General features: G+C 40.5%; 13 protein-coding genes and 1 pseudogene. 2 read left to right on the forward strand and 12 right to left on the reverse strand.

Going from position 1 to position 14,706, the window contains the following annotated elements:
• Positions 1–126: 126 nt before the first annotated feature.
• The 7 genes and pseudogenes from XYLOR_RS12355 to XYLOR_RS12385 all read right to left on the reverse strand — a co-directional run.
• The gene (locus XYLOR_RS12355) at positions 127–2,214 is read right to left on the reverse strand and encodes a VapE domain-containing protein (RefSeq protein WP_036880073.1); all 2,088 of its coding nucleotides are present in this window, start codon (positions 2,212–2,214) and stop codon (positions 127–129) included.
• Positions 2,205–2,402 carry a hypothetical protein gene (locus tag XYLOR_RS12360; RefSeq protein WP_036880076.1) on the reverse strand — a complete coding sequence of 66 codons (198 nt, stop codon included), beginning with the start codon at positions 2,400–2,402 and terminating at the stop codon, positions 2,205–2,207. Before XYLOR_RS12360 ends, XYLOR_RS12355 begins: the two co-directional genes overlap by 10 nt.
• A 344-nt stretch (positions 2,403–2,746) precedes the next feature.
• Positions 2,747–4,621: a bifunctional DNA primase/helicase gene (locus tag XYLOR_RS12365; protein WP_036880078.1), complete on the reverse strand. Its 1,875-nt coding sequence runs from the start codon at positions 4,619–4,621 to the stop codon at positions 2,747–2,749.
• Between the two features lie 4 nt (positions 4,622–4,625).
• Entirely contained in the window at positions 4,626–5,546 is a 921-nt protein-coding gene (locus tag XYLOR_RS12370) for a DUF4373 domain-containing protein (RefSeq protein ID WP_036877655.1), read from the reverse strand.
• Between the two features lie 28 nt (positions 5,547–5,574).
• Positions 5,575–6,042 (reverse strand): D-Ala-D-Ala carboxypeptidase family metallohydrolase, encoded by a 468-nt coding sequence (locus XYLOR_RS13705; protein WP_084608617.1) that lies wholly within the window; start codon positions 6,040–6,042, stop codon positions 5,575–5,577.
• A 437-nt stretch (positions 6,043–6,479) separates the two neighbouring features.
• On the reverse strand, positions 6,480–6,896 hold the full coding sequence (locus XYLOR_RS12380) for a hypothetical protein (protein ID WP_036880081.1): 417 nt from the start codon (positions 6,894–6,896) through the stop codon (positions 6,480–6,482).
• 613 nt (positions 6,897–7,509) lie between these two features.
• Positions 7,510–7,698: pseudogene (locus XYLOR_RS12385) on the reverse strand (IS1380 family transposase); the annotation flags it as partial.
• 153 nt (positions 7,699–7,851) lie between these two features.
• Here XYLOR_RS12385 and XYLOR_RS12390 point away from each other — a divergent pair.
• Positions 7,852–8,466 carry a DJ-1/PfpI family protein gene (locus XYLOR_RS12390; protein WP_036880088.1) on the forward strand — a complete coding sequence of 205 codons (615 nt, stop codon included), beginning with the start codon at positions 7,852–7,854 and terminating at the stop codon, positions 8,464–8,466.
• Positions 8,467–8,502: 36 nt separating this feature from the next.
• Here XYLOR_RS12390 and XYLOR_RS12395 read toward each other — a convergent pair whose 3' ends face one another.
• From XYLOR_RS12395 to XYLOR_RS12415, 5 genes are all read right to left on the reverse strand, one after another.
• Positions 8,503–8,691, reverse strand: coding sequence for a hypothetical protein (locus tag XYLOR_RS12395; protein WP_036880092.1), 189 nt, complete (start codon positions 8,689–8,691; stop codon positions 8,503–8,505).
• Positions 8,692–8,708: 17 nt separating this feature from the next.
• Positions 8,709–9,449: a hypothetical protein gene (locus tag XYLOR_RS12400; protein WP_036880094.1), complete on the reverse strand. Its 741-nt coding sequence runs from the start codon at positions 9,447–9,449 to the stop codon at positions 8,709–8,711.
• Positions 9,446–10,552: an AAA family ATPase gene (locus XYLOR_RS12405; RefSeq protein WP_036880097.1), complete on the reverse strand. Its 1,107-nt coding sequence runs from the start codon at positions 10,550–10,552 to the stop codon at positions 9,446–9,448. Before XYLOR_RS12405 ends, XYLOR_RS12400 begins: the two co-directional genes overlap by 4 nt.
• A gap of 424 nt (positions 10,553–10,976) precedes the next feature.
• The gene (locus tag XYLOR_RS12410; RefSeq protein WP_245602013.1) at positions 10,977–11,759 is read right to left on the reverse strand and encodes a hypothetical protein; all 783 of its coding nucleotides are present in this window, start codon (positions 11,757–11,759) and stop codon (positions 10,977–10,979) included.
• A 343-nt stretch (positions 11,760–12,102) separates the two neighbouring features.
• Entirely contained in the window at positions 12,103–13,419 is a 1,317-nt protein-coding gene (locus XYLOR_RS12415) for a carbohydrate porin (protein ID WP_036880099.1), read from the reverse strand.
• 903 nt (positions 13,420–14,322) lie between these two features.
• Here XYLOR_RS12415 and XYLOR_RS12420 point away from each other — a divergent pair.
• Positions 14,323–14,703, forward strand: coding sequence for a thioesterase family protein (locus XYLOR_RS12420; RefSeq protein WP_036881108.1), 381 nt, complete (start codon positions 14,323–14,325; stop codon positions 14,701–14,703).
• Positions 14,704–14,706: the final 3 nt, after the last annotated feature.

Below are 14,706 nucleotides of genomic sequence, written 5' to 3' on the forward strand. Positions count from 1 at the left end.
ATTACTTTTTCTAAGGGATTTTTTTATAAATAAATGTCACTTTACCACTTGCCCTGTGTTTATGCAGCTTTCACGTGGTATGAAATACCACAAAACACCACTGTGCTACCACTCTAAAATCAATATTTAATTTGATTTTACGTAATACACTGATCCGTAATTCATCTTCTTGTGTTTGAAACTCTGACGCATCAGATATCTGCCTAATTTCTGATAGTTCGATTTATCTTCTTTCAGACTCTTGTACTTTAGATGCAAGTTGTGCAGAATGGTGCTCACCATCAAGTATTCGCCATTCTCACCATGCTTGGGCTTGCGGTACACCTCGTTGAACACCTCCTGCATAATGTCATACTGCTCGAAGTCATGATTCTGAAGCTGGATGGCGCTCTCCTCTTCGCTGTCAAACCAACTCCTGATACCTTGCTGCAGCTCTGCCTTGAGCTGCGCATAGATCTGTGGATAATTGTATGGCGTACGGGTATCTATCTTGGCCGTGGTACGGATACACATATATCTACGTGAACCTGAGGGATCGGTCAGTGGGGTCATGTCGTTTGTCGTGGCTATGAATGCCGAGTGGCGGGCGTTGTCTTGGATGACAGATGAGTAAAGTTGGCGGCTCATTACCGATGTCTTCTGCAAGATATGCTTCAAGAATGCCGTCTGGCGCTTGGTAATGCTGTCGTACTCATCTATGTTTATCAGACAGAAGCGGCTCAGGGCCCTCTCGGCGTCGTTCTTATTGGCAAAGTCCAGTCGGTCTGTGTAATAATTGCGTAGCTCCTCGGGCAGGATGAGTTTACAAAACGTCGACTTGCCGTCGCCCTGTGCACCAATGATGAGAGGCACCATTGCGTTACCGTGTATCTTGTTCAGACCCATCCATTGAGCCACCATGCCGAGCATCCATGTATGGAAGTTTCGCTCCCAGTCTGCATTAGCTGTTGGCACCCTTCGGGCCAGTTCGCTGATTCTGTCCTTTCCGTCCCAATCCGGCAGAGCACCGAGATATTCGTGTACTGGGTCATAATCGTTGATGTAGGTGGATTCTACAAAACGCTTTACGTCTTTATCCCAGATTACGATGCCCTCCATCAAGGCATCTATCACGATGCGGTTGGTAGCCTCTTTGGTGAGTGCCGACCAGTCGAACATATACATGCCCTCTTCGATATATTCCAGTTGGTTGGTAATGCTGTTTCGTCTGAATTTATATCTTCGTTTGAGGAAATCACGCAGCTGAGCCATCTCGACGGATGGTTCGGGGATGGCCGAGTCGCTGCCTATTTTGCCTACGTTATAGATGTTGTTGAAGCATCCGCGCACCAGCATCTCGTAGTTGCTGTAAGGGGTGATATGGAGGAGACGCTTTACCGCGAATTCCTGCGACAAACCGTTCTTCATGCATTCGTGGGCGAGGGCCATTATAAAGAGATCCAGGTCATTCATATTTTTCCGTATGGTGTTGCGGTAGCAATACTGAAATTTAGTCTGCGCCATCTGATAATTATCATATCCGGGTAGTATATTGTTGGCATATGGCAAGGCATCGGCAGTACCCAACTGATGCAATCTCGTATCACCATGAAGAATACTATCCGTGAGCGACGACTCCGGTTGCTCAAGCACTATCGGCAGAGCCTTTACATTTAGATATACATCAGTATCTGTACCAATGCGGCAACCACGTTCGATGCGTGGGGATTTGCGTTCAGGTTCGATACCAAGTTGGGCGGTATAGTATTTTGAAGCCATGTAATAGGCATGCTGATGAAAATATTTAGAATTGTTTCCATAAGGGGAGTCGTCTGTTGATTCAAATTGAGGTAATGTGCCATCAGGCAGTGTAAAAGTCACTATGATTTTTACAGACCGTCCGCTGCTGCCGGTAAAGCACATCAGCGTCTGTGGCAGAGATGCTGCCGCCTTTTTTATGGCATCATTCTGTACCTCGTCGTGAGTCTTGAAACTAAGCATTACATATCCCGTGTATTCTCCTTCGTCTGAGATTGTAAACCTTGCAATTGGCAATCTGTCAGCATCTTCTACAGTGGCACTACGCTCTAAGTTGACTGCTGAGCGTAGTTTCCACCTCAGATTGTTACAATGTTTGTCGTATTTGCCCGAATGCAACAGTTCGAATACTTCATCGAGTGATACGCCTTTTATTTTGCGTTCGCCCTTGCTTAAATAGTCTAATCTTATTCCCATTTTCCGTATACTTTTGTCTTTATTTTCAAGAGCATAGCTCTCACTTTCAGGAAGATAGCTTTTACCTTGTCAAAGCATAGCTCCCATAGTTCAATAGCTATGCTTTTGAGGTGGCGGAGCATAGCTCCGGAGTGGTATTTGAGTGACGTTTTGTGGCATTTATGTTGGTTGTCGTAAAATATTATCATATTGATATTCAGTCGTTTACCACATGTAGTGGTAAAGTGGTAGTTATTTTTTGTTTTTTTGTTTTGCAAAGGGCAGGGAAACCGATTTACAGTCCCCATTCCCTAGCTTTTCGTCTGTAATAAGCAGGCAGCGTATAGTGTTCGTACTTGCACGTATTGCAGACTTTGCGATAGGTCCCTGTCTTCATCCGTTCGAATTCATCGACAGGCTTATCCTGACCGCAATAGACACATATTTGATGAGTCGGGAGTGTCGCCCGATCTATAAAACTTGGTTTAGTTTTCTTGCCTTTTACCTCCTTTCTGTTGTTAATGAGTTATTCACATACTCAATGTTCATTTACCTAAAATGGACAGTCATCCCCTTTGACAGGCGGAATGTCATCATCATCTTCAAAGTTGAATGTACCCTGTTCGGCATCAGTCCTTGGTACCCAGTTCTTGTGATTGATCGTATAGTCGATATACCTAACCATCTTGGCATCACTCGTGTCGGCATGACAGATGTTATACCTGCCACTTTCGGGGTCGAAACATATGGCTGCATGACCTACGGTTCCCATCCTCGGCTGACTCCTTATCTTGTCTACGTAAACCACGATTCTGTTTATCGAATCGTCCTTGTGCATGATGATACCCGTGTCGCAGAGGTTGTAGAACATCGAACTGCCGCTGATGTCGTACAGTGTGGGCATCGCCATCTTGCCGCTCGATAGCAGAACAGGCTTGCGGGGATGCGCTACCAGTATTACACAGATACACTTGTCGGTGGCAAATTCGGCCAGCATCCTGATGTTCTCGTTTATCTTCTCATAGTCGGTAACTCCACTCTCATGGCTCAGGTCGATATACGCAAACGGGTCTATGAGCAACAGTTTGATATCCTCCTTGATGATCAACTGCTCTGCCGTATGCAGTATCGTCGGCATATCCTTCTTGATGTCACCGCCTATGTGGAAGATATTACTATCCATATACCTCTTACACCGATCGTAAGCCCCATCGTGCACATTCACTTTATCATGCACATTATAACCCAAAAGTTTTGAGGCATACTCAGTGTAATGCTCCTGTATAGGCCTTTTCTCAGGCGAGAATACCGCACATTTCCATCCAAATCTGACCAACAGGCGAACAGCAATGAAGTCGGCGAAAGTACTCTTACCCGTACCGGGCGAACCGGTGAGGACGATAAATTGCCCTTCAAGAAACCGCATGTTGTTATCCAGTTCATAGAGACCGATCGCCTTGCCATCAGGCAGTCCGTTATCACGGATATCATCCATGCCATCCTCTACATCAGTCAGAGTAACGACACCCGACAGCGGACAGTCTACCGCGTTGTCTATGCAGTATTTCACGGCTTCCTTACCGCCCTCTATCAGACACTCATTGGCATCATTGACCTCCTCCATTTCTTTCCCTACAGGCCAGCTCCACTCCACGATTTTGCAACGGCTCTCACCGAAGTATAGAGCAAGGTTCTTACGTAGTTTCTGTCCCGGAGTATCCATGTCGCCGGCTATGTAGATAGTCTTCAAATGGTCGAGATGCGAATACTTGAAACGGTCAAAATTGCAGACCTCAAAGTTAGACCCATTGGCTACGCTTATCACATTCTCATATCCGCAGTGTGCTATCGACAGAGCGTCCATACGACCCTCGGTGATGAACAGTTCGGTCTGCCCAAGGGCGGCATCAATATTCCATGGTATCAGCTCGCAATCCGAGTCCTGAAGTAGCCGTTTGTCTACAGTGCGATACATACAGTTTACAGCCACTTTGCCATCGTATGCGGGGAAAGCCATGCAGGCAAAATCCAAGCCTTTAAAGTTGCGCACACCCTCCATCACATGCATCCTCATCATGAGGTCCTCGTCGTCAAGTTTACGGCTCTTGAGATAGGCTATGATATCAGGCGAGTGCAATATCTTGAGGTCGTCACATTTAGGCAACTTATAATCGTGCTTGTGCACAGGCCGTGAACGGTCGTTATAGGTTCGGCATTTCTCTTTGAGGATGAACGTCCTTCCGCAATGAAAGCACTTACCGATACCTGTCTTCAGATTCAGCTTGACGGAGGTATCGCCCGGATGACCACGATCATCACGGCATGCAGGACACGTACTGCGGGCAATATCGCCCTTGATATGCTTTAAGTCGAAGTCAGCTTTGGGTACAATCAGAAATCCACGCTTTGTCTCCTTGTATTCTTTCATCGCCCTACTCCCAGCATTGCGTTTTGTTGTTCCATTCCATCATGTCGTCCATACAGGCAGGTGCATCCATCGGTACAATCTCACCGTGTGGCCCTCTGCGCCGCCCCTTCGAATCTATCGTGCCGTAGCCGTCAAACGGTTTGCCGGCCTTTCTCTTAGCCTGCTCTACATTGAAGCGGAGCATATTGTTAATCTTCTTGTTCAGTTCCTCACGTGGAGCCTTGCCCGGACGTATCCAGTTCACGAAGTAGCGCTTGGCACGTGATATGGTAAACGGTTCGCCGTCATCGTAACATCCGTTCATCTCTATCTCATCAATAAAACTGCGTTTTACAAATTCTCTGATCATTTTGTTGGAGCATATGCAAAGAGCCATTCGCTGTTCTATCTTCTCAAGCCAATCCGGTGAACGGAAAATATCTTCTATTAATTCATGAAAATCTGTGGTGCTGGTAGTGGTTCTTATTGGTACACCAGTACCAATATTCTTTGTATTTTGTATTCTTGTATTTTGTATCTGAGATCTGCGCGCCTCTGCGCGTACCTTATAGAGCGTCGTTGATTCACCATTGAGTGGCCGTTCATTCACCGTTGATTCACCACCGGACGGCGTGTCACCAAGAATGGTCTCAATATTGAATGTTTTTTGTAGCAGTCGGCACTGGAAATGTTCGCCCTCTACATCAAAAAGTCCGAAGTCTTTGATGATATGCCATACGTACGATTTCTTCTTGTGTGCCAGCATTGATATTATCAGCAGGGTTTCTTCATTACCGATAGCGTCTTCATACTTTGCCAGTTCGAAAACTATCATCATAAATACACCTAGGCCCTCTGCCTTTTCGGCGCGTCTTAGTTCGTATACTCCTTTGCTTTCCATAAGTTTGCGACTTATCTGAATGTAGCCTGATCTTTTCTTTTTCATACTCTTTATTATTTTTGATTTGATATACTTAATCTAGTGTTTTATTTATTGTGGCGTTTGCCTTGAAGTTCTGGTCTATAAAGTGCCTTGGGTGGTCTGAGTAGCTCACGTGTATCCACTCACTGCCACGGTGGTCGTGCTCCCATAGCAACTGGTCTACATGATTGTTGGTCATTAGTATCTGCCACAGTTTCACGGCATACTCCTTGCTGCGTATATGCAGGTCGGCAGCCTTGCCCGACAGGTGCTGACTCTTGCCTGCACCGCCCACACGCTTGTTGAGCAACTTACAGCGATAACCTGAAGTCACTATGATAGACTCTTTCAGCATGATACGTGTAGGCTCCAATATGCAGGTGCATAGTTTTCTAAGATTTTCGATGATACCCTCATCCGGGGTGTTGTTGATGTGCAGGTTATCCGCTGTATGCGACCTGATGAATTCAGACAACATAAAATGTTCTGATAGTAATTGATGAATATCCAATTTATCCATTTTGATTTGTGTTAAAAAAAAGACAGAGCGGTGGCCGTACGAAGAAGTTCCGTACTTCCACGCACCCTGTCAGATATCACTAAAATAAAGACTTATATCAATTAACCATTGAGCAATATCGCCTTGCGGTTAACTATTGATATTGATAAAAACGTTGATAATAACTTGTGGCGGTTTAAAGTTTTCACCTGAGAAATTCTTGTAGTTAGAATTCCCCCCACCCGAAGGTGGGAGGACCGGATCTGTCATTCGCTTTATCGGCAGCAACCAATATGCTGCGGAATGATTATCCACTGATGAAATTATTTTTCATTGGCTTTAAGTTTGCATAGAAACGACGTTGTTTCTACATTGCAAAGGTACTCATAAAACAAAGCCTCGCCAAACAAAAAAAGTGGTCATCTTATGCCTTTTTGGGCATAAAATGACCACCATTTTTATTTGGTTTTCTCAAAAAATTTTATATAGGGCTTGGGAGGTTTGCTATTATTGTGCTTACAAATATTTCTGTAAACTGTTTTACTCGTTTTCCCGTTATAGAAGAAGATACTTGATGCCACCTTCTCAAAACTGTTAATTGACAAGCTTTCTTGAAAAAATTTAGAATACACATTGTAAACAAGATTATAAAAATGATTTCTTTCTAGTATTTCAAAGTTTGGTAATATAATGAATTTATCGTCTTTCATAAAACCTTTTATCACCTCATCTTCGAAAAGTTTTGTGATAAGGTCTTTGAATAGTTCTACTTTGCTTTCGTCGGGTGGCAGAAAAACACGCCATAGCATCATAAAGTGATTAACACTCTCTTCGTTTGTTAGAACTTTGGTTTGATTATTTCCTATAGGATCCATTGTATGTTTAAGTTTTATAAATGCAAAGGTACAAAAAAATCATAAAAGATACAAATATTATGTGTATAAATTAATGTACAAAATACAATCATTGTATCTGCGTATAGCATTATATTTACAATATTTAATGCGAATTTATTAAAATGAAATTACATTACATACATAGGTGGGTCTTGATATGTACGCGTACATATCATATATGTATGTAACGAATAGGGCGTAGACATGACATTACCCTTGATGGTTACTCTTAACTAACACAAATATATCATTAAGTATACGCCCTAGTTGTGGGTTCAAACTCAACTCATTATTTGTGTCTATTTAAATATCAAAGGTGTCTGAGCTAATTTTGAATAATGCAAATACTTACGCAAATGCAAGTACAAAGGTAATAAATTATCTTGTAATGTAGATTCAAAATTAATATGCCCCAACAGTACATTTAATTATAAAAATACTTATTAATGATATACTCTTTTTATTTATCCTAAAATCCGCAACCTCATAATATAGTTTATATTTTGCAAAAGAAGTTAGATTTCAGATTACCCATAGAATTTTTTTCGTGAATTTTGTTTAGCTATGGTACAAAACACCCTTATGTCTTTTTGTCCTTATCCATTTTCCCGGTACAGAAATACACACTCATCAGAGAACAAATAATCTCGCTATATTGATAACCGAAAAGCCCCAATGTCTTGTCAATAATTGAGGTCATATTGCGGTTAAAATGGTCGATAATTGAAAATATGCCTCCAGAAAGAGTGATTTTGTCAGATTTAATTAGTACTTTTGTCATGCCATTTTATAGTTTTTACTTTGTTTGTTTGCAACACTAAATTAAGTGAATTTCTTGGCATGACAAAATTCCGGGTAAATAAATGTGGCCCAGAAACTTATAAAAAATATTAGTCTATCCGCTTGTGGATATTAGGTAAAAGATTTAAAGATAATGAAAAATGAAGTTTTATTCGTTCTGTTGAACGATTACGCTGATTATGAACCAGCTTATATTTCCGGTTCAATCAATTGTGATAAGTTTGGAAAGAAAGCGAATCCCAAATATGTAACAAAAGTTGTTGCACCGACGATGGATTTGGTCCGTTCTTGCGGTGGTTTTAATACGATGCCAGACTATTCTTTTGATAATATGCCAGAAGATTATGCTGCCCTTATTCTTATAGGAGGATTTAGTTGGATGACGGATGAAGCTAAGCGAGTTGCACCTATTGTGAAAGACGCTATTTCGAAAGGCATAATAGTAGGTGGTATCTGCAATGGTGCTTCTTTTCTGGCACAGAATGGCTTTCTTAATAATATAAAGCATACAGGGAATGGACTTGACGAATTGAAACGCTGGGGCGGGGATAACTATACGAACGCTGCTGGGTATCAGAACGTTCAGGCCGTTAGCGATAAAGGTGTTGTGACTGCTAATGGTACAGCATCACTGGAGTTTGCTGTTGAGTTAATGAAGGTGTTGAAAATCGATACAGAAGAAAATATTGCCGTATATTACCAGTTTATGCATCTAGGCTTTTGTGATTTTATGAAGATGATGGCATAAACATTTATAATTAAATGGTATTATGGTTATCTTCTGTTACGTTCCACTTCTCATCATCCCCAAAAAGGTGAATGAGTAATCTTGAAGGTAGCCCATGCGTTTCTGTGGTACACCGTCAGAATGAATATATTCACGTACGATGGTATAGGGATAAGTAGGACCGTTGGTAAAGAAATCTATCAATACGAGCTTATCGCCTGATATTACGTCTTTGAATATTTCCATAATTGTCCTATACTTTATTATTTCAAATACTCATAGATAAAAATAGGGAAAGAATTCAGAATTGCTACACTCTCATTTACATCCACATATTTCGTCTTTTGTTCCTTGAAAATTGCTGCCTGGTTAATTGTAGATTTTTCTTGTGGCATCGTATTACAACCTGACACGAGATAATTAGCCTTACACACATTCTGATGTTTGAGCATCTTCCAGTTTTCTACAACATTTGTTTTATCGGTTTTTGAAAGATCGATAAATCGATAGGCTTTTGCATTTGCATAAGCAAACCGCTCTGCTTTGCCTTTAAACTTATGATCCACACATTCCTGTCGGGTTGCAACATACTGCCAATAATTTTCATCCGGCAATTCCTTGGTGTATTTCAAAGATTCCACCATAGGATAGTTGATATATAACTTACCATTATCCGTTTCGTCATCAAAAAAATCCAGCATTTCATCCAATATGGCATTGAGCTTCTCCAAACCGATTCGATTTTGAAAATCATAGTCGAAAAACAGGAATATCTGAGAGAACAGGGTATCCAAGCGTTTGTCTTCTGGTATATCTATTCCATTCTCTTCAAAAGGCAATGATCGAAATAAGTCATAGCCATTCTCCTTCAGATTGGAATAAAGCGTTGGTAGATCATGTCTGCAATTTACGATACATAGCTCTTCGCCCGATAGCAAGAGGCTCTTAATCGAATCAAAGACTGCCGGTTCGGTCTTGCCACCTTCAAACACAAAAAGAATCATAGGCCAAATGTACCCCCTCGATACAATTTCTCTAAGTTATGTCCGAAACGCAACTCCTTATCTGTCAAATCACAAATAGCATTGATATTATTATCTTTCAGTATAAAGAAACAATCAGGACGAAGAAGGTCATTCGAGAGTAAGAATGTATCATGGGTAGTCACAAAGACTTGATTTTCGCTCTTGAACAAACGTTCACAGATAGCATACGACAACTCGTGATGGTAAAAAGCATCAAACTCATCAATAAAGACGAATGGAGCATTCACCATCTCTTTCAACCAAAAATATTGCAACTCCAGATTCAGTGTACCTGTTGAAGCAACCAGGAGAAATGGTATCTTAACATCACCAATCATACAGAAGATCGTCTTCTCACCCTGTACAGGCTTTGCAAATGTAAACTTCTGGTGGCTTGTTTCATCTAAAAAAGTGGCAAAATCATCAACATAATTATTATTGATAATATACTCTTCAATGTTGCTGCCTCCCTCTTTTAGTCCTATGAATTCACGATTATCAAGACTTCTGAAAAACAGCATGTTCTCTACAAAAGCACTAAGCTTCAGTAGGGCATGATCCTTTGCCAGAGGAACCGCACCAAGCAGATAGTTCACTATAGAGATATTATTTGCACTACCCTTCAAGTTCTCGATAGCAGCATCTGTCAATACAAAATCATCTGCCAATCGAAGGGTGTCTGTATCCTTATAAAGTAGCTCTTTCCCATTTAACAACAAATTCTCACTTACTAATTCACCTTTCAGTTCCTTTGTTACCTTCGAATAGTTATACGACACAGTGTCCTCGCCAAACTTGAATGTATACTCAAATTCTACAGGCTGCTGATAACCATAAGCCGATGCATAATTCACATAGTAGTCAGGCTTCTTCCATTTGTGGGAAAGATGATTGGCTATATCAAAAATTGCCAAACAGAAATTACTCTTACCTGACCCATTAGGACCGTAAACAATACCATTCTTTACAACTCCATCTTTGATGGCATTCTGATTGAATGAATAACTGCTCGGATGAGATAAGTCCCACTCGATCTTATTTGCGAAACCGCGATAATTCTTAACAGCAAATTTTGTTAACATGATATGATGAGTATGTAATCAATACTATTTTTTGTATTGCAAAGTTACAGAAAAATATTACTACCGTAAAATATTTACGGATAAATCGTGTGACTATTACTAATATTTAACGGTTTAAGAATAGCTGCCATCGTATTATCGTAAGTAGCATGGAAATTTTCCACGGATATAATCACATCAAGGGAATAGTAAGGGACTGACTTGTCAGAAAAAGGAACACGCATTTTTTGCGTGTTCCTTTTTCTTTCCAATTATCCATCAAGTTTTTTGTTAGCTCTTACGCATTTTACTTCTTATCTTGTAATACCATTTTGGTCTGTATCCCAAGCATACTGCATCAATGAAACAGCATAAAGTAAATCCTAATATAGCTCCTAACATATTCGTAGTTTTTTTGATGTTATCGTCCGTTTTTAGACAGAACTTACTGCAACGTAATGCCGAACACAAAATGCACATCTTCTCTATTGGGATTCAATACAAGTTGAGCGAATATCGGCAATGAATATTTATCGGTTATTCTAATATTCCGGGATGCTCTCATCGAAATATTTGTAACGGCAAACCCCGCATTCTTATAGTTACTTGGAGACTCGAAAGGACTGAATCCCAAAGAAAACAACAGAGAGGTGTTTTGAACTTCAAATGGGGCGCTAATTTCTGCGTATGAAGAATACGCATTCACAGTGGCACTATTACTATTGCTCTTTTTATCGTTTCCCCAAAACATGGTATACCACGAAAGGCTCAATGGACATTTCTGAAGAGGTAACTGATACGATATTCCAGCTTCCAGAATATGATCGGTGCAATGATTGTTGAACTGAAAATAATTGTTGTTGCCGTCTTTTCTGCTATTGTATATTCCGGATTCACCACCCCACCAATAATCGGTCAACGAAAGAGTAGCTCTCTTGATGGTGTAAGCAAAGGTAAAGTCAGTCTCTTTGTATCCTTTGCCCGAGATATCTACACTTCCCCACGCCGTGAGCGAAAAGTTGCCGGTGGCTGCACTCAAGGTAGGCTGCACCGACAGCCCCGACTCGTACATGCCACGCCAGACATAAGAACTGACTACATCTGCCTTTGTAGTCAAAGTAACAGGAACCTGCTCCTGAGCTTCACATAATGATGGAATCATAAGTACCAATCCCAGCAGTGTGGCACCGGTTGATTTCATTGTTCTTTCACTAATTTGATTCATCATGTTATATTTTTAAACGATCTATTTATAAGAAGGGACATCACGGTTTATACAACCACTTGTAGCCCTCTTCATCATAAAAGGCAAAAGGCGTTCCACTCCAGATAGAAGTGTACCGGCCCTGTGAAAATAATGCTATAAGCCCCTCACAAAGGCAATAATGCTATTGGAAAATATTTTTGATGACCAATACCCGAAAAACAGATCGTTTCATTTTAGCATGGTATCTTTTTCAAAATGGGAAGATTGGTGTTATCCATATGAATTTGCACCATCCATATAATACAAAAGCAGACGGCCATTGCTGACCGCCTGTAACGTATAAGTATTCTACTGAAGCAGGATGCTAAAAAACGGCATGAATTCTTAAACTCAACACGTTCACAGGTCCTCTGTTTCTATTATATCCAGGATTGATAATGAACTGATATGCTCCCGATAGAAATAAATTATCTTTTAGGGCAAAAGAATAATAAAGTTCTGAAAGATTCTCCAAGCCGTAATTCAAACCGCCATCACCCAATTCGAAACCCTTACCACCGGCCTTTAGATAATCACGGTGCGAAGCAGACAATCCTGAAACGACATGCGCAACCCCAAACGTATCGGCTTTGCGATTCCATTTACTACCATTGCCAGAAACTCCGAGACTCACCGTACGGTCTATTTCGGTAAAGGCCCATGTTTCATTGCGCCCGTCGTTCCATCCGGCTCTGAAAAACACTCCTATAAAGTCATTCATTTCTTGTTCTACATTGACACCAAAACCGTATTTCACTCTACCGGACTTTTCGGTCTCATATAAATTGGGAGAAGAAGGATTCAACTTCAGACTTTCTTCGTAATTTCCCATGTTGGCCCAATTGATAAAGGAAAACAATCTGATAGCTCCTTTTCTTCCCTCTAATGAATAACGGTGAGTGTATTCGATAGAATTGGAACTAGACTTTAGAATGTGCCAATTCATTTCCATTCCATTGGCAACTTTAGGAAGCAACGAAATGCCATAACGTAATGCGTCGTGAGGTCTAATCCACTCTATCACCACACTAGGAGTATAGCCCTTGGTGTTTGCTGCAAAATCCCAAGCGCCATTGTTCATAATTCCCCAACTCATAAATTGAGTTCTTGGATCATGACTATATTGGTTTGCATCAAAAATATCTGACACACAGATCTTACCTATTGTCAAAGCTAGGTATTCGGTAGGAATTGTTCCGCCTAATTTATTGATATCATCGCATTGGTAAGTACGCTGCTTACTCAATGGAATGATTTGGGTGAAATACAATCGTCCCAACTCAAAAGAAGGCGCCGGACTATCTACCCTGTATGCTTCGCCGTTAGTAGATGAACCTACTCCCAAAGAGCTGCTCAATCCTGATCCGCCGGATATTTCGGGACTCATAAAGAAGCCACCCCCATTCCATAATTTGACACCCAAAAAGAGGGTTGTCGTCAGTGAACGTTCTGTTTCTGCTTCAGAGACGAGGCTGTTTGCTCCTGAATAGGTGGCATGAAAAGAGGGCTTATATTGCGATATTACCGTTACTTGCCCGTGCAGGGAAAAGCGTTCGTCTTTCAATGTATCGCCAGACTGCGCATACAATGCGACACTAGAAGTCATGGTGACAAGTGATATATATATATGTAGTAATCTCATGAGAAGATATTTTTTTGTAATCCTATATAATGATAATCCGCATCATATTCTATAGTCATGGTTGTAAATGCGGTGTTTTAAAATTTGTTTCATAAGTTACCGATATAAGTAATAACCTGTCAAAAAGCCTTTCGCTAAAATACTTTCTATTTAATTTGTAACAGAACTCATTCAAATATTCCTGTAGGAAATATTACGGATTATCATAATTTATATTAATAAAAAAGAATTCTCAATATCTAATGAGAATCCCTATTGTTTTTCTTTTTATATGTCTTAATAATTACGGAGATAGCCGTATGTTTTATATGTTTATTTATTTACAGTGCAAATATACTTGTATTTTGTGAATTCACCAAATTTTCTTGTGAGTTTGTTCTTTACACCATCTGTCCTTGCAGTCACTTTACAAATAAACCATAGTATTTCTGTTTGATAATTTTCGCATGGTTAATAATAATTTTAATCAACCAACAATAAGTCAGTTATACACATATGCCATTGTATATAGTATTTGTATAAACTATGAATAAGTGGATGGACTTTGTTATCCTTTGATGTGGTGTTTAACTTTTTTCGGGCATTTTCATCACATACCCTGCTCATCTGGGGCAGCCGTTTAAACCTTTTAAAGGGGGGAATTTTATCTGAAGTGAACACTGAATATTTTTTGTCCAACTTTAAGGGGGCAATTCACAGTCAGGGTGTAGTCTGTGGAATATTGATATCCCAGTGCAAATATATAAACAAATATTATGTCTGTTTAGGCAGAATAAATCATTTTTTGTATCTTTGCAGCCATACTGAAATACTAAAACATAAGGGGCTCGATAAAGGCGTAATATATCGCTTTATTTAATCATATTCTAGAATTTATTCATGCCATATATCAAAACATTAATTATGAAACAAACAGAAAAAAGACTTGAGTATACAAAGACATTTACAGTAAACGAAACCATTACAGCTAAGATGATGGGTTCTGGCGATATGCTTGTGCTGGCTACGCCTGCTATGGTGGCAATGATGGAGAATACCGCTATGAATGCCGTTGCTGAACTTCTGGATGATGGCGAAACAACTGTTGGCAGCATGATAAATACTACGCATGTGCGCCCCTCGGCTATTGGTGCTGAAATCACAGTGACAGCTACGCTGGTAGCAGTTGACGGCCGTAAACTTACATTCGATGTAATGGCAAAGGACGGAGAGAATATGATAGGTCAGGGCGAACATGTAAGATTCGTTGTTGACAAAGAGAGGTTCTTGAAAAAGTTGGGATAGTGG

The organism is Xylanibacter oryzae DSM 17970 (genome assembly GCF_000585355.1).
Lineage (GTDB): Bacteria > Bacteroidota > Bacteroidia > Bacteroidales > Bacteroidaceae > Prevotella > Prevotella oryzae.